The 21127-nt window shown below is 52.4% G+C and carries 13 protein-coding genes and 1 pseudogene; 3 read left to right on the top strand and 11 right to left on the bottom strand.

The window, feature by feature from the left end; all coding sequences use genetic code 11:
• The first annotated feature begins 376 nt into the window (after positions 1–376).
• From focA to pflA, 3 genes are all read left to right on the top strand, one after another.
• On the top strand, positions 377–1234 hold the full coding sequence (gene focA / locus BV494_RS02665; RefSeq protein ID WP_104921451.1) for a formate transporter FocA: 858 nt from the start codon (positions 377–379) through the stop codon (positions 1232–1234).
• Positions 1235–1308: 74 nt separating this feature from the next.
• Positions 1309–3591, top strand: a complete 2283-nt coding sequence (gene pflB / locus BV494_RS02660) for a formate C-acetyltransferase (RefSeq protein ID WP_104921450.1) — start codon at positions 1309–1311, stop codon at positions 3589–3591.
• A 269-nt stretch (positions 3592–3860) separates the two neighbouring features.
• Positions 3861–4601 carry a pyruvate formate lyase 1-activating protein gene (gene pflA, locus BV494_RS02655; RefSeq protein ID WP_104921449.1) on the top strand — a complete coding sequence of 247 codons (741 nt, stop codon included), beginning with the start codon at positions 3861–3863 and terminating at the stop codon, positions 4599–4601.
• 77 nt (positions 4602–4678) lie between these two features.
• Here the strand turns inward: pflA and BV494_RS02650 are convergent, their stop codons facing one another.
• The 11 genes and pseudogenes from BV494_RS02650 to BV494_RS02600 all read right to left on the bottom strand — a co-directional run bounded on the left by BV494_RS02650 (position 4679) and on the right by BV494_RS02600 (position 21016).
• Positions 4679–5824, bottom strand: coding sequence for an MFS transporter (locus tag BV494_RS02650; RefSeq protein WP_104921448.1), 1146 nt, complete (start codon positions 5822–5824; stop codon positions 4679–4681).
• 133 nt (positions 5825–5957) lie between these two features.
• Positions 5958–6527 carry a ferredoxin-type protein NapF gene (gene napF, locus BV494_RS02645; RefSeq protein WP_104921447.1) on the bottom strand — a complete coding sequence of 190 codons (570 nt, stop codon included), beginning with the start codon at positions 6525–6527 and terminating at the stop codon, positions 5958–5960.
• Positions 6527–7138 carry a Tat proofreading chaperone DmsD gene (gene dmsD / locus BV494_RS02640; protein ID WP_104924674.1) on the bottom strand — a complete coding sequence of 204 codons (612 nt, stop codon included), beginning with the start codon at positions 7136–7138 and terminating at the stop codon, positions 6527–6529. The genes napF and dmsD overlap by 1 nt, the downstream gene beginning before the upstream one ends.
• Positions 7139–7199: 61 nt before the next feature.
• Positions 7200–8057, bottom strand: a complete 858-nt coding sequence (locus BV494_RS02635; protein WP_104921446.1) for a dimethyl sulfoxide reductase anchor subunit family protein — start codon at positions 8055–8057, stop codon at positions 7200–7202.
• 1 nt (position 8058) lies between these two features.
• Positions 8059–8676, bottom strand: coding sequence for a DMSO/selenate family reductase complex B subunit (locus BV494_RS02630; protein WP_104921445.1), 618 nt, complete (start codon positions 8674–8676; stop codon positions 8059–8061).
• Between the two features lie 11 nt (positions 8677–8687).
• Positions 8688–11135, bottom strand: a complete 2448-nt coding sequence (gene dmsA, locus BV494_RS02625; protein ID WP_104921444.1) for a dimethylsulfoxide reductase subunit A — start codon at positions 11133–11135, stop codon at positions 8688–8690.
• 82 nt (positions 11136–11217) lie between these two features.
• A pseudogene (gene ynfE / locus BV494_RS02620) lies at positions 11218–13673 on the bottom strand (selenate/tellurate reductase subunit YnfE).
• A gap of 287 nt (positions 13674–13960) precedes the next feature.
• The gene (gene serS, locus BV494_RS02615) at positions 13961–15253 is read right to left on the bottom strand and encodes a serine--tRNA ligase (RefSeq protein ID WP_104921443.1); all 1293 of its coding nucleotides are present in this window, start codon (positions 15251–15253) and stop codon (positions 13961–13963) included.
• Between the two features lie 107 nt (positions 15254–15360).
• Positions 15361–16704: a replication-associated recombination protein A gene (locus BV494_RS02610; RefSeq protein WP_104921442.1), complete on the bottom strand. Its 1344-nt coding sequence runs from the start codon at positions 16702–16704 to the stop codon at positions 15361–15363.
• Between the two features lie 7 nt (positions 16705–16711).
• Positions 16712–17323: an outer membrane lipoprotein periplasmic chaperone LolA gene (gene lolA, locus BV494_RS02605; protein ID WP_104921441.1), complete on the bottom strand. Its 612-nt coding sequence runs from the start codon at positions 17321–17323 to the stop codon at positions 16712–16714.
• A gap of 195 nt (positions 17324–17518) precedes the next feature.
• Positions 17519–21016, bottom strand: a complete 3498-nt coding sequence (locus tag BV494_RS02600) for a DNA translocase FtsK 4TM domain-containing protein (RefSeq protein ID WP_104921440.1) — start codon at positions 21014–21016, stop codon at positions 17519–17521.
• Positions 21017–21127 lie beyond the last annotated feature (111 nt).

Raw genomic sequence — 21127 nt, 5'->3', positions numbered from 1 at the left:
GACTCAGCCGAAAAAATGACGTGTAATTCTCCGCGAAATAAAGGCAGGCAGTCATTTTTCTGACATAAGTACGACGAACTTTTTAATAAGTTACTCATCTGTAAAAAATACAAAGTCAAATTGGCGACAACCATTAACAATGGCTTATTTTAATTTACGCATAAATAAAATTAAATTGAGTACCTATCAACTTTATTTGTAAAAATTAAAATGTTTTTATTCTTTTATTTTCATTGAGTTAACCAAAAAAACACCCCTTCAGTAGTACATCAAAAAGCACCAAAAACCGCCTCGTATGATCCACGTCAATTTTTACGTTATACTGCTTTGCTAGTATCTCGTTGCGCAGTGCATAGCCCTGAATAAGAGAGTTAATGTGAAAGCTGACAACCCCTTCGATCTAATATTACCCGCCGCTACAGCGAAAGTTGCTGAAGATGCCGGCGTTTATAAAGCCACCAAGCAGCCGTTAAAAACATTCTTTTTAGCCATTACTGCTGGCGTCTTTATTTCTATCGCCTTTGCTTTTTATATCACTGCCACTACAGGTACCGGCTCCGTGCCTTTCGGCCTCGCAAAACTCGTTGGGGGCATCTGCTTCTCACTGGGTTTAATGCTGGTTGTTGTCTGTGGCGCTGACCTGTTTACTTCCACTGTGCTCATCGTCATTGCGAAAGCCAGCGGGCGTATCACCTGGGGGCAATTGGCACGTAACTGGGTCAATGTCTACATTGGTAACCTGATCGGCTGTCTGTTCTTTGTCGCACTGATTTGGTTCTCAGGTGAGTACATGGTCGATAATGGTTTGTGGGGACTGAACGTTCTGCAAACTGCTGACCATAAAATGCATCACACGTTCATTGAAGCCGTTTGTCTGGGGATTTTGGCTAACCTGATGGTTTGCCTGGCGGTATGGATGAGTTACTCCGGCCGCAGTCTGATGGACAAAATGTTCGCAATGATCCTCCCCGTCGGCATGTTTGTTGCCAGCGGTTTCGAGCACAGCATTGCCAACATGTTCATGATCCCTTTAGGCATCGTAGTGAAGAACTTTGCGACACCAGAATTCTGGCAGGCTGTCGGCGCAACCCCGGCACAATTCGCAGAACTGAACATCACTAACTTTATCATCGACAATCTCATTCCTGTGACCATCGGTAACATCATCGGGGGCGGTTTGCTGGTAGGGTTAACGTATTGGGTCATATATCTTCGCGATGAGAAGCACCACTGATAGAACGTGGCACTCTTGTTACGACAGTTTTACACGCGATTTTTAAGAAATCCAAATTAGAAGGTAGGTGCAAAATGTCCAAGCTCAATGAAAAATTGATCAACGCATGGGAAGGTTTTAGTGCTGGTGAATGGCAGAACGGCGTAAATGTCCGCGACTTCATTCAGAAAAACTACACACCGTATGAAGGTGATGAATCCTTCCTGGCTGGCGCAACCCAAGCGACAACCACCCTGTGGGATAAAGTCATGGAAGGTATCAAACTGGAGAACCGCACTAAGGCTCCTGTTGATTTTGATACTGACGTTGCGGCTACCATCACTTCTCACGACGCTGGCTACATCAACAAATCTCTGGAAACTATCGTTGGTCTGCAAACTGACGCGCCATTGAAACGTGCTCTGATCCCATTCGGCGGCATTAAAATGGTTGAAGGTTCATGTAAAGTTTATGGCCGTGAACTGGATCCAGCGCTGAAAAAAGTTTTCACCGACTACCGTAAAACCCATAACCAGGGTGTTTTCGACGTTTACACCAAAGACATTCTGAACTGCCGTAAATCTGGCGTTCTGACAGGTCTGCCAGATGCGTATGGCCGTGGCCGTATCATCGGTGACTACCGTCGTGTTGCGCTGTACGGGATTGACTTCCTGTTGGCGGATAAATTCGCACAATTCCAGTCTTTGCAAGACGATCTGGAAAACGGCGTGAATCTGGAAATGACTATCCAGCTGCGTGAAGAAATCTCTGAACAACACCGCGCGCTGGGTCAGATCAAAGAAATGGCGGCCAAATACGGTTGCGACATTTCTGGTCCTGCGACCAACGCACAAGAAGCTGTTCAATGGACTTACTTCGGCTACCTCGCTGCGGTTAAATCTCAGAACGGTGCTGCAATGTCCTTCGGCCGCGTATCTACCTTCCTTGACGCATTCATCGAACGTGATATCAAAGCAGGCAAACTGAACGAAGAACAAGCTCAGGAACTGATTGACCATCTGGTTATGAAACTGCGTATGGTACGTTTCCTGCGTACTCCTGAGTATGATGAATTGTTCTCCGGTGACCCAATCTGGGCGACTGAATCCCTGGCAGGTATGGGTGTTGATGGTCGTACTCTGGTAACTAAAAACAGCTTCCGCTTCCTGAATACCCTTTACACCATGGGGCCTTCACCAGAGCCGAACATGACCATCCTGTGGTCTGAAAAGCTGCCAATGAACTTCAAAAAGTACGCAGCGAAAGTGTCTATCGATACCTCATCTGTACAGTATGAGAACGATGACCTGATGCGTCCTGACTTCAACAACGATGACTATGCTATCGCGTGTTGTGTGAGCCCAATGGTTGTGGGTAAACAAATGCAGTTCTTCGGTGCTCGTGCAAACCTGGCGAAAACCATGCTGTATGCAATTAACGGCGGCGTTGATGAAAAAATGAAAATCCAGGTTGGCCCTAAAGAAGCGCCAATGATGGATACCGTGCTGGACTATGACAAAGTCATGGATCGCATGGATCACTTCATGGACTGGCTGGCAAAACAGTACGTCACAGCACTGAACATCATTCACTACATGCATGACAAATACAGCTACGAAGCTGCGTTGATGGCTCTGCATGACCGTGATGTTTATCGCACAATGGCATGTGGTATCGCAGGTCTGTCTGTTGCTGCTGACTCCCTGTCCGCTATCAAATATGCAAAAGTTAGCACCATCCGTGACGAAGACGGCCTGGCTGTAGACTTCAAAATTGAAGGCGAATACCCACAGTTCGGTAACAACGATTCTCGCGTAGATGACATCGCCTGTGACCTGGTAGAACGTTTCATGAAGAAAATTCAGAAACTGCGTACCTACCGTGGCGCTGTAGCAACTCAGTCTGTTCTGACCATCACCTCTAACGTGGTTTATGGTAAGAAAACGGGTAATACCCCAGACGGTCGTCGTGCTGGTGCTCCATTCGGACCAGGCGCTAACCCAATGCACGGTCGTGACCAGAAAGGTGCGGTTGCCTCTCTGACTTCTGTTGCTAAACTGCCGTTTGCTTACGCAAAAGATGGTATTTCTTATACCTTCTCTATCGTTCCAAATGCGCTGGGTAAAGATGATGATGTTCGTAAAGCGAACCTCGCGGGCCTGATGGACGGTTACTTCCACCATGAAGCGTCCATCGAAGGTGGTCAGCACCTGAACGTGAACGTCATGAACCGCGAAATGCTGTTAGATGCGATGGAACATCCTGAAAACTATCCTCAGCTGACCATTCGTGTATCTGGTTATGCAGTACGCTTCAACTCACTGACTAAAGAACAGCAACAAGACGTTATTACCCGTACTTTCACCAAGTCCCTGTAATAATCTGCTGATGATTTAGCATGAGATAAAAAGGCTCCACAACGTGGAGCCTTTGTTTCATCTTCCCCGCCCGCACTGTCTTCGGGACAGTCTGTTTTGCCAGAGCGCTATACGTTGTGGACCTCTGGCAAAGCAGTGCCGCCAATGCTGACAATCAACCTTATTGATTGTCTGGTATCATAAACCTGTGTTTTCCAGTTTATCTCTGCCAGGCCAGCATCCGCACATGTAGACTGCTATTCATTGGTCAATATGGAGAATAACCCGCAATGTCAGTTCAAGGTCGCATCCACTCATATGAATCCTGTGGCACCGTTGACGGCCCAGGTATCCGTTTCATTGTCTTTTTCCAGGGTTGCCTGATGCGTTGCATGTATTGCCACAATCGCGATACCTGGGACACACATGGCGGGACAGAGATCAATGTCGATGACTTAATGAAAGAAGTGGTGACCTATCGCCACTTTATGAATGCTTCTGGCGGCGGCGTAACGGCTTCTGGTGGTGAAGCAATCCTTCAGGCTGAATTCGTACGTGACTGGTTCCGCGCGTGTCAGAAAGAAGGCATTAACACCTGCCTGGATACCAACGGTTTTGTCCGCCGTTATGATCCGGTGATCGACGAATTACTGGACGTTTCCGATCTGGTGATGCTCGACTTGAAACAGATGAACGATGACATCCACCAGAATCTGGTCGGTGTCTCTAACCACCGAACACTGGATTTTGCCCGCTATCTGGCTAAACGTAATCAGCGTACCTGGATACGTTATGTCGTTGTGCCAGGCTGGTCAGATGATGATGACTCTGCGCATAAACTCGGTGAATTCACCAAAGACATGACGAACATCGAGAAGATTGAACTGTTGCCTTATCACGAACTGGGCAAACACAAATGGACGGCGATGGGTGAGGAATATGGTCTGGATGGTGTGAATCCACCGACCAAAGAAATCATGGAACGTGTGAAGAATATTCTTTCCAGCTACGGGCACAAAGTGATTTATTAACGGCCTGATTGTTGCCCATAAAAAAGACGCCAGATGGCGTCTTTTGCTTATAAAACCGTCGTATTAAATGGCAGAAATCAAGCAGTTGCCACCGGATTATGATGATGGTCGGCTTTACGCATCAGCATCACCAGATAAATCAGTGAAACGACAGCAATCATCACAAACAGCAAACGGTCTGAGTAACTTTGCATCAGTAACGCGGTCATCGTTGGCCCTGCCAGACTGCCGATGGTGTAGCTCATCAGTAATGCCTGATTCATCGCCACAAGTTCTTCAGAATTTACTTTTTCGCAAGCCCATGACATTGCTACCGGATACAGCGTAAAGCCAGCACACCCGAGAATGAACAGCGTCGGTGCCATCGCATAGCCACTCAGCATGGCAATACTGCCGAGGATCACAGCAAAAATCTGAATACGCAGCACCATCAGACGCCCGTAACGATCGGCCAGACGCCCTACCGGCCATTGGCCGATAATGCCCGCACTGACCAGAAGCGCCATCCAGTATCCAACATCTGCATCGCTCATGCCCTGATGCGTCAGGAACAGCGGCATCAGGCCATACAGAGAACCCAGCACAATGCCGGAAATGATACAGCCATTAATGCCAAGGCGGGCATTGCGACGTCTGAACATCGGCATGACCGCGTGTCTCGGCTGGTCGCTGTCCTGGTTCTCAATATGTGTCAGCAAAAGTGGCAACATAGCGATAACGATCAAAGCCGTCACCCACGGCAGCACGCTCATCAACGCCGTTGGTACCGTGCCAACCAGCAATTGCCCGACAACGGTACCGATGTAATACATGATCATATAGGCTGCCAGCAGCTGACCACGGTTCTTGACCGTACCACTACGCAGCAACGCGCTTTCCACCACAACCCAGATCAGCGCGCAGCCTACACCGGCAACAAAGCGCGCAGTAACCCAGCTCCAGAAGTCCATTGAAAGCGCCAGACCTGCGGTCGCGACAGCAAACATGATGCACGAAAGATAATAGCTGCGGTTAAAACCAATACGTTTAATCAGGCTACCGGCAACCAAAGTTCCCAGCAGATTACCGGTGAAATACGATGAACTGACCAGCCCGACCTGCCAGGTCGGCAGTTGTTCGTGACTGAGCCACAACGGCACCAGCGTGTTTAAAACGGCGATAGAAATCGTCAGCAGAAGAAGTCCGCACAACAGCAGAGCGACGGGACGGGAATAGGCGGACATAGGTTGTTGACGACCACAAAATCGGGGAAATTGCGCGCATCATGCCACCGGCCAACAAAATGTCAATCTGGCAAAAAGAGGCCAGCGCACAAACTGCGGGGTGATGATTGAAATCGCTAATCAAGCAAAGAGATCAGGGATCATTACGCTTCAATGACAACTGAATATCACCATGATAACAAACAAGTTTGCATTTCCCACAGCCGTCACACTTCTGATTATCTACGGAAGGTTGATTTTGTTGATTAAAAAATATTGCCGAGTGCGGACACGCAATTTCACACATCCTGCACAAATCATCCATACGCCCCAAACACTGCGGCAAAATCACCGGACGCAGGCAAGTATCCATCGGGATATTCCCCGCGAGTGCGCCGCGGTCACAGGCCTGCGTACAAGCACTACAAAAATCGCATTCCGCATAATCAATACTGAGTACGGCTTTACCGGACTCAACACTCAGTAATCCCACCGGACACGCATCAGCGCAATGCCCGCATCCGTTGCATTGTTGCAGAAAAAGCGGTTCCGCAATCGCCTGCGGTGGGCGCGGAACTGCTCGTTTGAGCAAATCTGCGGCGACCGCGTTTTCTTCTGCGGGCAACTTTGCTGATGACAATAATCCACGGAATAATCCCCGGCGGCTGACAACCCGGCTGCTCATCCAGGCGTGATAATAGCGGTCATCCCGTGGATCACTCATCAGAAATACAATTCCTTCTTCGGAGGTATTTCCAGCGCCAGTGCCTTTCTCCATCCGTTAAGCGTTGATTGCGCCAGAACGGCCACGCCCTCATACCACGGATGTTCCGCTTTCAGACGCAGCAATTCCAAATAACGTCCCGACCACGGCAACAAATGCGCCGCCAGAAACTCGCCGAGGAGTTGTGGTGAATTTTCAGCCAGCCAGGCAGACATCATCAGCACCAACCCGATGTGATCTTCCGGTTCAGCCTGCGTCAGATGCGGTTCGATATGGTTCAGTCGCATCCACTGTCGCAATGCCAGTGTGGAATCACCAAAAATGACAGATTCTTTATCGAGATAGACCGAGCCCCACGGCGGAGCTGGTAAGGCATAAGGCCCGACGAACAGACGCTGCCATGCGTCATTTAACTCTTCCGCGCTGGCATCTGCCTGAGCGAATAATTCGGCGGCACGGGTTTTCGCCTCCTGCGTTGCGCAGGGCCACATCGTCGTCCAGCCACTGTCTTTCATCAATGTGACCAGAGGCTGAACTTGTTCTGAGTCCGGGGAATAAAACAACATCGCGCCTAATACTTTGCCGGTTAAACTTATTGATTCTGCAGACATAAGTAACTCTTTATTGCGGGGATACATCACCGCTGGCGACGTATCCCCTGATCAACTGAAATCAGCCGCTGACGGCCATACCCACGGTCATGTGCAAGCCATAGAAAATGGCGCGTCCGATCAGCTCACCGGCAAAGACCAGCACGAACGCTGAGACCATCGACGCGATCGCAGGACGCTTGCGCAGTATCAGCGGGCAAATCCAGCAGCCCAGCCCCAGAACGATCAATACCAGTCGCGAAACGGACAACACGCCGTATTGCGGGATCAGCGCAGAAGCCGCCTGAACGGAGCTATTGATGGAAGCCAGGCTGGCACTTTGCATCACGACAACCGACAAACTGACAAGCAGCGCCGCGACGCTGACAACCGGCAGAAAACGGAGCCCACAGCCGTTAATATTGGCACCGCGCAGCAGCAGATACCCCAGAACCGGGCCGCCAATCAGCACCGTCAGCCCGAAGTGGAACGCGGTGTAGGCATTATCCCACGTTGGTACTGTATTAATTTCGTAGACGCGGCACATGGCATAAACGAAGCCCACACCCGCCAGCATGGTCACGATCAGCCAGACCTTGCCCAATGCGCGGGGCATTTTGTTGATCATCGCCAGCAGCCAGTAAATCCCGCCTAATGCAAAGAAGAGTGAGCCGCTGCCGATTTCATTGCTGAGCGGTGAAGCGCCCAGGCGGTTGAGAGAATTGAACGCGCGCAGCGGTGAGCCAAGGTGCAGGACGGAGGCGATGAACGCCACCGCCATCAGCACCCAGAGGAAAAACATCGACAGGTGGATCCGGCGATATTCTTCTGCGCTACGCCGGGTCAGTAATGCAATCGCCAGCACGATAAACGCGCCAACCACACATTGCCCGAGAACCGTAAAGACCATTAAAGGCCATTCATGCCATCCGTTTCCCATCTCAAACCTCCTTCGGGTTAGCCAGATAACCCGTGGTATCGCCTACAGGACGGCAATTCGCATTGGGTTTGATGACGATATTAGGGTGAGTAAAATGTGCTGCAGGCAAAGGCGCGACTTCAGCCAGTTCACCGTATTTCGCACGCAGCTCTTCTATTGGTGCCATATCCAGCGCGCGCAGCGGGCAGGATTCAACGCAAATAGGTTTCTTGCCTTCCGCGATCCGCTCGTAGCAGCCGTCACATTTGGTCATATGACCTTTGGCTTCGTTGTACTGCGGCGCACCGTACGGGCAAGCCATATGGCAGTAACGGCAACCGATACATACGTCTTCGTTGACCACCACAAAACCGTCCTCCCGTTTATGCATCGCACCGCTCGGGCAAACTTTGGTGCAGGCCGGATCCGCGCAATGGTTACAGGAAATCGACAGGTAATAGGCGAAGACATTCTGGTGCCAGCCATCGCCGTCCTGCTGCCAGTCGCCACCGGCATACTCGTATACCCGGCGGAAGCTGACATCTGGCGTCAGGTTTTTGAAATCCTTACAGGCCAGTTCGCAGGTTTTGCAGCCTGTGCAGCGGCTTGAATCAATATAAAATCCATATTGAGTTGTCATGTTTTGCTCCATTAAACCTTAGCCACTTGCACAAGGTTGGTGTGAGAGGGGTTACCTTTCGCCAGCGGTGAAGGCCTTTGAGACGTCAGTACGTTGATGCTGCCTGCACGGTCGATTTTCTTACTGTCGGGGGAATACCAGGCACCTTCGCTGAGCGCGACAACGCCCGGCATCATGCGTGGTGTCACTTTGGCGGCAATACGCACTTCGCCGCGATCGTTGTAGATGCGGATCATGTCGCCGTTCGTGATACTGCGCTGTGAAGCATCCATCGGGTTGATCCACATTTCCTGACGACAGGCGGCTTTGAGCACGTCGACGTTGCCGTAGGTTGAATGGGTGCGCGCTTTGTAATGGAAGCCGGTCAGTTGAAGGGGATATTTGCTGGCCAGCGGATCGTCATAATTCTCAAAACCCGCGGCATAAACCGGCAACGGGTCAATCACATCGTCTTTGGCGAGTTCCCATTCGGCGGCAATTTTGGCCAGTTCGGCCGAGTAGATTTCGATTTTGCCGGAAGGAGTGTCCAGCGGATTGGCTGCCGGATCTTCGCGGAACGCTTTATACGCCACATGATGCTGCTCAGGATCGCGTTTCTTGAACATGCCCTGTTTGCGGAACGTGTCGAAATCCGGCAGTTCAGGCAGCGCTTCACGCGATTGCTGATACAGATGACGCATCCACTCTTCCTGCGTACGTCCTTCCGTAAACTTCTGCTCAACACCCATACGGCGCGCCAGCTCAGAAGTCATTTCATAAATATTTTTGCACTGAAAACGTGGCTTGATCGCCTGATCGGCAAAAATGATGTAGTCCATGTTGCCGCAGGAAGCATCCAGACAGAAATCCATCTGCTCAGACGCCGTGCAGTCCGGCAGAATAATATCTGCATACTTCGCCGATGACGTCATGTGGTTATCAATCACCACAATCATCTCGCACTGCGTATCGTCCTGGAGAATGTCATGTGTACGGTTGATATCAGAATGCTGATTGATCAGGCAGTTACCCGCATAATTCCAGATAAACTTGATCGGCACATCCAGTTTGGCCTTTCCACGCACGCCGTCTTTGGTGGCCGTCATTTCAGGGCCCCGGACGATAGCGTCAGTCCAGAGGAACATGGAAATACTGGTCTGAATAGGGTTTTCAAACGTCGGCATCCGTACAAACGGGATTTCGTAAGATCCTTCGCGCGCGCCGGAATTCCCGCCGTGAACGCCCACGTTGCCGGTCAGAATCGCCAGCATCGCAATGGCCCGGGTTGCGATTTCGCCGTTTGCATGGCGCTGCGGCCCCCAGCCCTGTGTAATAAAGGCCGGTTTTGCCTGACCGATTTCACGCCCCAGCTTCACGATTTTATCAACTGAAATACCGGTAATTTTTGCTGCCCATGCTGGCGTTTTTGCAATCCCATCCGGGCCATCGCCGAGAATATAGGCTTTATAATGCGCATTCTGCGGGACACCGGCGGGTAAGGTTTTCTCATCGTAACCGACGCAATATTTATCGAGGAACGGCTGATCGACCAGATTTTCGGTAATCATCACGTGAGCCAGCGCTGCCGCCAGCGCCCCGTCGGTGCCCGGACGAATCGGAATCCATTCATCTTCACGACCCGCGCCGGTGTCGGTATAGCGCGGATCCACAATGATCATGCGGGCGTTGGATTTCTGGCGGGCCTGCTCGAGGTAATACGTCACGCCGCCGCCGCTCATGCGGGTTTCGCCCGGATTATTACCGAACAGCACCACCAGTTTGCTGTTTTCGATATCTGAAGGGCTGTTCCCGTCCGCCCAGCCGCCATACGTATAATTCAGACCAGCAGCAATTTGTGCTGAGCTGTAATCGCCGTAATGATTGAGATAACCGCCGCAGCAATTCATCAGGCGTGCAATCAGGGTTTTGCCCGGCGGCCATGAGCGGGTCATGGTGCCGCCCAGCGTGCCGGTGCCGTAGTTCAGGTAAATCGCTTCATTGCCAAAACGTTGGATAATATCTTTCAGGCTGCCTGCCAGTGTGTCGAACGCTTCATCCCAGCTGATAGGTTTAAATTTACCTTCACCGCGTTTACCGACGCGCTTCATCGGGTATTTCAGCCGGTCAGGATTGTAAACACGCCGACGCATTGAACGTCCGCGCAAACAGGCGCGCACCTGATGCAATGCTTCGTAATCGTCGTCGCCGGTGTTGTCGGTTTCAACGTAACGAATTTCGCCGTCAACAACGTGCATTCTGAGCGGACAACGGCTGCCGCAGTTTACCGTGCACGCACTCCAGACGATTTTCTCTTCAGCCGGTTTGGCAGCCACGGTGGCTGAATCTGCGCGGACAGATTTGAACGGCAGCGATATTCCCCCTACTGCGACGGCCATACCGGCCAGTGTGGTGCTTTTGACCAGTTCACGGCGGCTGATCCCGCCACCTGAACCGGGTTTATTTCTGTTTTGTTCCGACATAACTTACTCCGCATACGCCCCGGTTTACGGGACGAAAATTTAACGACCGTGTCACTGAGCCAGGCTCTTTGTCCTGCGCTTCTCAGACTTTTTCTATTTGAATCAGATTGGTATGTTGAGGGTTACCCTTCGCCAGAGGCGAGGGCCGCTGAGTCGTCAGCGTGTTCATGCAGGCACCGTGGTCAATACGGTCACCCTTCATATTGGCCTGATGCCACGCGCCCTGCCCCATGGCGACAACGCCGGGCATGATGCGCGGCGTGACTTTCGCCGCCACGCGCACTTCGCCACGATCATTGAAGACTTTCACTTTGTCGCCGTTTTGGATGCCACGGATGTGTGCGTCCAGCGGGTTGATCCAGACTTCCTGACGGCACGCGGCCTGCAAAACATCGATGTTGCCGTAGGTTGAATGGGTACGCGCTTTGTAATGGAAACCGAACATCTGCAACGGAAACTGGCTGCGTTTCGGGTCGTCCCAGCCTTCGAAGGTTGAGGCATAAACCGGTAACGGGCTGATGGTTTCGTCTTTTTTCAGCTCCCATTCACCGGCAATTTTTGCCAGAGCGGAAGAGTAAATTTCTATTTTACCGGACGGCGTTTTCAGCGGATTGGCCTGAGGATCCTGACGGAATTTTTATAGGCGACAAAATGCCCGGCAGGGTCTTTACGCTTATAAATGCCCATTTCGCGCAGTTCTTCGTAGGCCGGTAATGCCGGGTCTTTAGCCAGCATTTTTGCGTAAAGCGTTTGCAACCACTCGCGCTGTGTACGTCCTTCCGTGAATTTCTGATAAACATCCGGGCCAAGCCGCCGTGCGACTTCGCTCATCATTTCGTAGATGCCTTTTCGTTCAAACTTAGCGGATGTCGCGGGCTGAATGAAAATCAGATACCCCATATTCCCGGCGTAATCGTTAGGAATAATGTCTTCCTGTTCCACGGTCATTAAGTCCGGAAGCAAAATATCGGCGTATTTTGCCGAGGAGGTCATGAAGTTTTCGAGCACGACGATCATTTCGCACTGCGAATCGTCCTGCAAAATATCGTGGGTTTTATTGATGTCAGAATGCTGATTGGTGATGGCGTTACCGGCATAGTTCCAGATGAACTTGACCGGCACATCCAGTTTGTCTTTCCCGCGAACGCCGTCAGCTTTAGCCGTCATTTCAGGGCCACGCACAATTGCATCAGTCCAGCTGAAACAGGAAATCTGCGTCCTGACCGGATTGTCCAGCACCGGCATACGTTCAATGGTGAGGGTATACGTGGATTCACGCGCCCCGCTGTTGCCGCCGTTAATCCCGACGTTACCAGTCAGAATCGGCAGCATGGTGATCGCACGTGACGTCAGTTCACCGTTTGCCTGACGTTGTGGCCCCCAACCCTGAGAAATATAGGCCGGTTTAGCCTGACCGATTTCCCGTGCCAGTTTCACGATTTTGTCTGCCGGAATGCCAGTGATGCGTGAAGCCCATTCCGGTGTTTTAGCCGTGCCGTCCGCGCCCTGCCCGAGAATATAAGCTTTGTAATGGCTGTTGGCGGGGGCGTCTGCCGGTAAGGTTTTTTCGTCGTAACCGACGCAATAGGCATTGAGGAAAGCCTGATCGACCAAATTTTCGGTGATCAGAACATACGCCAGACCAGCAACCAGTGCGGCGTCAGTTCCCGGACGGATTGGGATCCATTCATCTTCACGCCCGGCGGCAGTATCGGTATAACGCGGGTCAATCACGATCATTTTGGCGTTCGAGCGCTGACGCGCCTGTTCGAGGTAGTAAGTAATCCCGCCGCCGCTCATGCGTGTTTCTGCCGGATTATTGCCAAACAGAACCACCAGTTGGCTGTTTTCGATGTCGGACGTGCTGTTACCGTCGTTACTGCCATAGGTGTAAGGCATGGCGCAGGCAATTTGCGCGGTGCTGTAAGTCCCGTAATGGCCGAGGAAACCGCCGTAGCAGTTCATCAGACGAGCGACCAGCGAGGCGTAAGGCGATGAGCGGGTAATGTTGCCGCCCACAACGCCGGAAGTATAATTGATATACACCGCTTCATTGCCGTATTGGGCGACAATTCGCTTCAGGTTATTGGCAATTTCGTCGAAGGCTTCTTCCCAGCTGATACGTTTGAATTTCCCTTCTCCGCGCTTACCGACGCGTTTCATCGGATAATTCAGGCGCTCAGGATGATTCATACGGCGGCGGTTCGAACGCCCGCGCAGGCAGGCCCGAACCTGATGGTCGCCGTAAATATCGTTGCCGGTATTGTCAGTTTCGACCCAGTAAACTTCGTCATCACGGACATGAAGACGCAGCGCACACCGGCTGCCGCAGTTAACGGAGCACGCGCCCCATACCACTTTATCTTCAGGTGTTGAAACAGCTTTAGCACCGGTCACGTCGGCTAAAACTTTGCGGCTGAAAGGAAGTGAAACGCCCCCCGCCGCGATGGCTAAACCGGCCAGCGCGGATGTTTTCATCAGCGTACGGCGACTGATACCGTTCTTTTCCGTGATTTTATCTGATTTGATTACCGACATTTTCGCGCTCCGCTAAGTTGCCTCGCCAAAGCACACCCGTGAGAAACCGGTGGCTAAAACCCTGGCAAAAAAATGAGCAGGCCGTGAAGTTGTGTTTTCAGATCAGAAATGTACCCACTCAGATGGTGTGGATATTACTTACTAAGGGTTAGTAAACTTTGTCTGCTATCAAAAAAGGCCCGGTTGACTCAGATGAAATACCGGTAATTTAATGCAGCGCACGATTTTATCCATAAAAAAAGCGCCCTGAGGCGCTTTTTCGCTATATTATTCAGTACATAGCGGGGTTAGCCGATATATTCTAAACCGCCCATGTACGGACGTAATACTTCCGGCACTTCAATACGGCCATCGGCTTGCTGATAGTTTTCCAGCACAGCCACCAGCGTACGACCCACCGCCAGACCAGAACCGTTCAGGGTATGAACGAGACGTGGTTTTTTGTCGGTTTTGTTGCGGAAGCGAGCCTGCATACGACGCGCCTGGAAATCCCACATGTTTGAACATGAGGAGATTTCGCGGTACGTGTCCTGCGCGGGCAGCCACACTTCCAGATCATAAGTTTTGCTTGAACCGAAGCCCATGTCGCCGGTACACAGCAACATTTTACGGTAGGGCAAATTCAGCAACTGAAGCACTTTCTCCGCGTGACCGGTCAGTTCTTCCAACGCCTGCATGGAATCTTCCGGACGAACAATCTGAACCATTTCGACTTTATCGAACTGGTGCATACGGATCAGGCCACGAGTATCACGACCATAAGAACCTGCTTCTGAACGGAAGCAAGGTGTATGGGCGGTCATTTTCAGTGGCAGAGATTCTTCTTCCAGAATTTCGTCACGAATCAGGTTTGTCAGCGGCACTTCTGCGGTTGGGATCAGCGCATAGTTGCTGCTGCCGGCTTCTTCATCCAGCGGCTTGGTGTGGAACAGATCCTCGCCAAACTTCGGCAACTGGCCAGTACCGTACAGCGTCTCGTGGTTTACAAGATACGGCACGTAGGCTTCCAGATAACCGTGTTGCTCGGTGTGCAGGTCCAGCATGAACTGGGCCAGTGCGCGGTGCATGCGGGCGATTTGCCCTTTCATGACCACAAAGCGAGCGCCGGTCAGTTTAACGCCTGCGGCGAAATCCAGACCGCCTGCCATTTCACCCAGCGATACATGATCGCGGACGGTGAAATCGTACTGGCGCGGCGTGCCCCAGCGGCTGACTTCCTGGTTATCGTGCTCGTCTTTACCGGCAGGTACGGAATCATCTGGCAGGTTCGGAATAGCGGAGGCGATATCACGGATATCGTTCTGCAATGCATCCAGCTCCGCTTTCGCCGCGTCCAGTTTCTCACCCAGCGTATTCACTTCCAGACGCAGGGGTTCGATGTCTTCGCCACGGGCTTTTGCCTGACCGATTGATTTCGATCGTGCGTTACGTTCAGCCTGGAGAGTTTCCGTTTCTACCTGCAAGACTTTGCGACGTTCTTCCTGAGAACGCAGCTTTTCCACATCGAGTTTAAAACCTCTGCGAGCGAGTTTTTCTGCAACTGCGTCTAGCTCATTACGCAGCAGATTGGGATCCAGCATGCTAATCCTGTACGTGTCGTTATTGAATGTTAATTTGACGATGCACGCCGCCTGAAATAGCAGCGTGTCAAAGAGTTATCACTGGTAACCTTACCGCAACGATAAAATTAGCGGTAGCGTTTTGTGGGGCTATTTTGATCTTGTTCAGCGAGCCATGCCAGCTTTTCACCGATCTTGCCTTCGAGCCCGCGAGAAGTCGGATAATAATACTGGGTGCGGGCCATTTCTGGCGGGAAATAATCCTCACCGGCGGCGTAGGCATTAGGCTCGTCATGCGCATAACGGTACTCCGCGCCTAGTCCCATTTCTTTCATCAGCTTGGTCGGTGCATTACGCAAATGCTCCGGCACATCGTAATCGGCCATTTCTCGCGCATCCCGCATCGCCGCTTTAAAGGCGCTGTAGACCGCGTTACTTTTTGGGGCACACGCAAGATAAACAATCGCCTGCGCAATAGCCCGTTCGCCTTCTGCCGGACCGACGCGGGTAAAGCAATCCCAGGCTGAAATAGCCACCTGCATACCGCGCGGATCGGCATTGCCCACGTCTTCAGACGCTATCGCCAGTAAGCGGCGCGCAACATAAAGCGGATCGCCGCCTGCCGTAATAATGCGGGCATACCAGTAAAGTGCCGCATCCGGCGAGGAACCGCGCACGGATTTATGTAACGCAGAAATCAGATCGTAAAAGCGGTCACCTTTGTTATCGAAACGCGCGCTGCGTTCACCGGCAATCTCGGTGAGCAATTCAGGCGTCAGCGTGCGATAGCCTTTGGCGTCAATTTCCGCCATATCCGCCATCATTTCGATGCTGTTCAGCGCACGACGGGCATCGCCGTTGACCAGTTCAGATAACATGCGGCGGGTTTCCGGCGGAACGCGGATTTTTTCATTGGCGTAACCCCGCTCTGCGTTTGTCAGCGCCTGATCGATGACTTTTTCGATATCTTCAGCCGTCAGCGATTTGAGGAGATAAACACGGGCGCGGGATAACAAGGCGGAATTGAGTTCGAAGGACGGATTTTCTGTGGTCGCACCGATAAACGTAATCGTACCGTCTTCGATATGCGGCAGAAAAGCATCCTGCTGACTTTTGTTGAAGCGGTGGACTTCGTCAACAAACAGAATGGTGCGACGCCCGGCATCACGGTTTTGCCGGGCACGCTCGATAGCCTCGCGAATATCTTTCACCCCTGAGGTGACCGCTGAAATCCGCTCAACGTCGGCATTCGCATAGCGACCAATGAGTTCTGCCAGCGTGGTTTTCCCGGTTCCCGGCGGCCCCCACAAAATCATAGAGTGCAACTGCCCTGCCTCGATGGCACGCGGCAAAGGTTTGCCGGGCGCGAGAAGATGCTGCTGACCTATGTATTCTGCAAGTGTTACTGGCCGCATTCTCGCGGCCAGTGGCTGGAATTCATTCTGGGAAAAATCGAGTGACAGATTACTCAAGCTAACCTCACTGACGCTGGTCGTCCACCGTCACACCTTTCGGCGGAGTAAATTTAAACTTCGCGTCATCGACAGACGCATTTTGCTCACCCTTCAGGGTATAAGCGCTCTTTTGGCCATCCTGCTCAACCGCAGCAAAGCTTTTAATGGTGCCTGACGGCGTAACGGTGATCGCAAATTGCTTCAGGTTTCCGGTGGACGCTTTCGGCGTCAGCTGGAAGTCATCGCCCTGCTGTTTCACGTTATATTTCGACCAGTCGCTGCTGTCGTTACGGGTAATCAGCATAAACGGCGTGTTGCCGGTGGCATTTTTCAGCCAGGTTGCGGTCACCTGCTCAACAAACGGGTTGTAGAACCAGAGGGTTTTGCCATCAGAAACCAGAATGCTTTCATCCGGTGTCGTCATATGCCAGTTAAACAGGTTTGGACGTTTGACCCACAGTTCACCTTCACCCTGCTGAACGGCAGAGCCGTCATCGCTGGTGACAGTCTGAGTGAAGCTGGCGTGGAAAGTGTTCAGTTTACCCAGGCGGGATTTGAGATCACTGCTGGCATCCGCCAAAACGGAAGCGGAGGTAAATGCAGTCAGTAAACACCCTACCAATAACAATTTTTTCATTCTTATCATTACCTCAAAAATCCTTAAACTTCAGACGATGCCTTTCACGAAGACAAAAGACGTATGGTGCGAACTCTATCCGAGGCAACGCCCCGGTGGTAGCTCAATCATCTGAAAAACCGTCATTTTACGCATCTTTGCACAAGGGCCGCATTCGCGACCCTTCTTAACCAAAAACCGTTAAACCAAAATATTTTATTCGTGTGATGGCGGAGCCAGCACTTCACGATTACCGTTATGACCCGGTGCACTGACAATGCCCTGCGCTTCCATCTGTTCAACAATTCGCGCCGCGCGGTTATAACCGATACGGAACTGACGCTGAACGCCTGAAATGGATGCGCGACGCTTGTCGACGACGAAGGCAACGGCCTGATCAAACAGGGCGTCGAGTTCTTCATCACCGTCCAGACCCAGACCACCACCTTCGCCATCGTCGCCACCGGAAACGATGCTTTCGATGTACTTAGGACGACCGCGCGCTTTCCAGTCCTGAACCACTGCATGCACTTCCTGATCACGAACAAATGCGCCGTGAACACGAACAGGAATCGACGAGTTAGGCGCCATATACAACATGTCCCCCATACCCAGCAGAGATTCTGCGCCGCCCTGATCAAGGATGGTGCGGGAGTCAATTTTGCTCGAAACCGTGAAGGCAATACGTGTAGGAATGTTCGCCTTGATCAGACCGGTAATCACATCGACGGAAGGGCGCTGCGTTGCCAGCACCAAGTGGATACCGGCTGCACGGGCTTTCTGTGCCAGACGCGCAATCAGCTCTTCCACTTTTTTACCGACGGTCATCATCAGGTCAGCAAATTCGTCCACCAGCACCACGATAAACGGTTCTTTTTGCAGATATGGCGGTTCTGCAGCCATACCGTCGCCCGGCTTCCAGAAAGGATCCGGAATCGGTCGGCCCATCGCTTCCGCTTCAAGGATACGTTCGTTATAACCCGCCAGATTACGCACACCCAGCGCGGACATCAGTTTATAGCGACGCTCCATCTCGCCGACACACCAGCGCAGCGCGTTGGCCGCATCTTTCATGTCGGTAACCACTTCTGTCAGCAGATGCGGGATCCCTTCATACACGGATAACTCGAGCATTTTCGGGTCAATCATGATGAAACGCACATCTTCCGGTGTGGATTTATACAACATGCTGAGGATCATGGCGTTAACGCCCACAGATTTACCGGAACCGGTTGTACCGGCCACCAGCAAGTGCGGCATTTTCGCCAGATCGGCGATAACCGGTTCGCCTGAAATATCTTTACCCAGCACGATCGTCAGCGGAGACGTACTTTCTTTGAATTTCGCGCAATCCAGCACTTCACGCAGATACACGGTCTGGCGCTTTTTATTTGGCAATTCCAGACCAACGTACGGCTTGCCGGGGATCACTTCCACGACACGCACCGCGACGGCGGACAATGAACGCGCAAGGTCACGCGACAGGTTGGAAATACGCGCTGCTTTCACGCCCGGTGCCAGATCCAGTTCGAAACGGGTGATAACCGGCCCCGGCAACTTCCCGACAACATCCGCCTTAATGCGGTAATCATTCAGGCGCGCTTCAATCAGATTGCCCATCTGCTCGAGGGCGAACTCGTCAACAGGTTCTGCTTCCGCCGGTGGCGAGGTCAGTAAATCCAGAGACGGCAGCGGCGTTGTCGGCTTGACCAGCGGCTGCTCGTTACGCATCAGGAACGGATGGATCAAACTGTCCATGTCAGGCTGCGATGACGGTGATGACTGACGTGGCGCTTCATACTCCTGCGCATGTTGCACAGGCTCTGAAACCGCCTGACGCTGATAAGGCGGTTGTTGTGCAAAGGTCGCGAGTTGCGGCTCTTCTTCTGCCTGCGCGGGCAAGGTGAATAATGGTTCTGACGGTGTATCATCGACCAGATCAGCCATTGGAGAGAAACTGAACGCATCGTGCTGGCTCAGTTTCATCGCCGCAGCAGCGAAATCATCCGCAGCGGTATTTGCCGCTTCTGGCGGCAAGTTCTGCGAATGATGGTGCTGAACCACGCCACTTTGCGGTTCGACATCCTGCTCATAACGCGCGTTTTCACGCGCCGCAAACGCATTACGTAATTCCGCTTCCTGCAATGCCGCTTCGTCGTCAGGAGCATCTTCAGTGACTGATTCACCGTAGCGTTCCTGCTGTTGGGCAACAAAAGCTTCCTGCAGCGCAGCTTCCTGTCGGGCTTCCTGATCGGCCTGGGCCAGAGGATCATTATCCCAGTCAGATTGCTCGACATCTTTTTGTGCGGCGGCCTGTGCGTGTTCCTGCTGTTCGGCCATCCGCTGCGACGGCAATTTAATGCCGTAGGAAGCCAGTTCGCGACGCGTTGGAATACGCACCGGATTCGGACGCGGCAGTTCCGGCCCGAAGCCTTTCTTCACCTGAGGATTTTCATCACTCACAGCGCTGAAGGCAGGCATAAACGTATTGCCGACAGACGTCACCGCAGACTGACCAGCCTGCGCCAGACCGGTAGCCAGCGCAGCAGTGGCCGCAACGCTCGCAATCTGCGCGGCATCCGGTGGTGCTGAGCTGAAATCAAACGGAGAACGCGAATGTTCAACCGCCGTCTGCCAGTTGCCCATGCTCGGGCCATCGTCATCGCTTCGATGAACCGGTGCCGGAGAAGGTGATTGCTGTACCGGTTGCGGGTGACGCGGTACCGGCGTTTCTTCCGGAATTTCGAAGTTGTATAACGGCGGAGCCGCAGGATGAGGCGCTTGCGGGGGCGGAGCAATATCCGCCACTGGCGGTTCTGCGGCGTAAGGATTCACCGTTTCAGTCGCCACAACAGGAGCCAGTTCGGCCGCCGTCACAGGCGAAACCTGTGGGGTTTGCACTGCCGGATCTGTTACGGAAGGCGCAGAGAAAAGAACGTCATCTTCATCGACATCTGACGCGGCGATGGCGGCAGCAGGCACTGCGGCCGCTGCTGTTGCCGCCACCGCGACGGGTGCCACATTCGCTGCCGGTTTTTCGTCGTCTTCTTCCAGTAACGGATCGTCCTGCTCGTCGTATTCGTAATCTTCATCACGGCGCGAGCGGTTGGTCACGATATTGGTGACGCCAAGCACTGCACCGCCGATTTTCTCCGCGATCGTCAGCCATGACCAGCCTGTGAACAGCGTCAGCCCGGCCGCCCAAACGCAGAGCAGAACCAGCGTCGCCCCGACGTTATTGAAATACGGCGTCATCGCCGTGCTCAGCAAACTGCCGATCACCCCGCCAGAAGCGAAATAGTAAAGGTCATCGACGTTGACGGATGCCAGACCGCAAGACGTGACAATGAGCGCCAGCGTACCAATGAGGCGCAGCGACAGAGCAAAATAATCGACGAAATCCTGGTTATCACGCTGACGGAAAGCCGCCCAGCAAAGACACAGAATAATAGCGGGAATCGCGTAACCAAATACGCCAAAGATGAAGAACAGCGTGTCGGCCATCCAGGCACCCACACCACCGCCCCAGTTATGAATAGGCCCATGCCACGCGGTCTGCGACCAGCTTGGATCAGAGGGGTTAAAACTCACCAGTGCTGCCATCAAGTAAGCAGCAAAAATCGCGACCACAACCAGCAAAGCCTCCAAAATACGGCGACCATTGCTCAGTCTTTTCAGGGTAACGTCTTTATCTTCTGTATATTCCTGGCTCAAGAAAGGCTCTCCAGGTTCCTGTGAACTGAGAAAAAGCAACAGCGCCGAGAGTTGACCCCGGCGCCATAGCTGTATAGATACACAGGAGTGTAGCTAAAAATGCAAGGTTTT

It is taken from the genome of Rahnella sikkimica, assembly GCF_002951615.1.
GTDB classification, from domain to species: domain Bacteria; phylum Pseudomonadota; class Gammaproteobacteria; order Enterobacterales; family Enterobacteriaceae; genus Rahnella; species Rahnella sikkimica.
The sequence above is the reverse complement of the archived record's forward strand: the minus strand, read 5'-3'. Positions and strand labels throughout refer to the sequence as shown.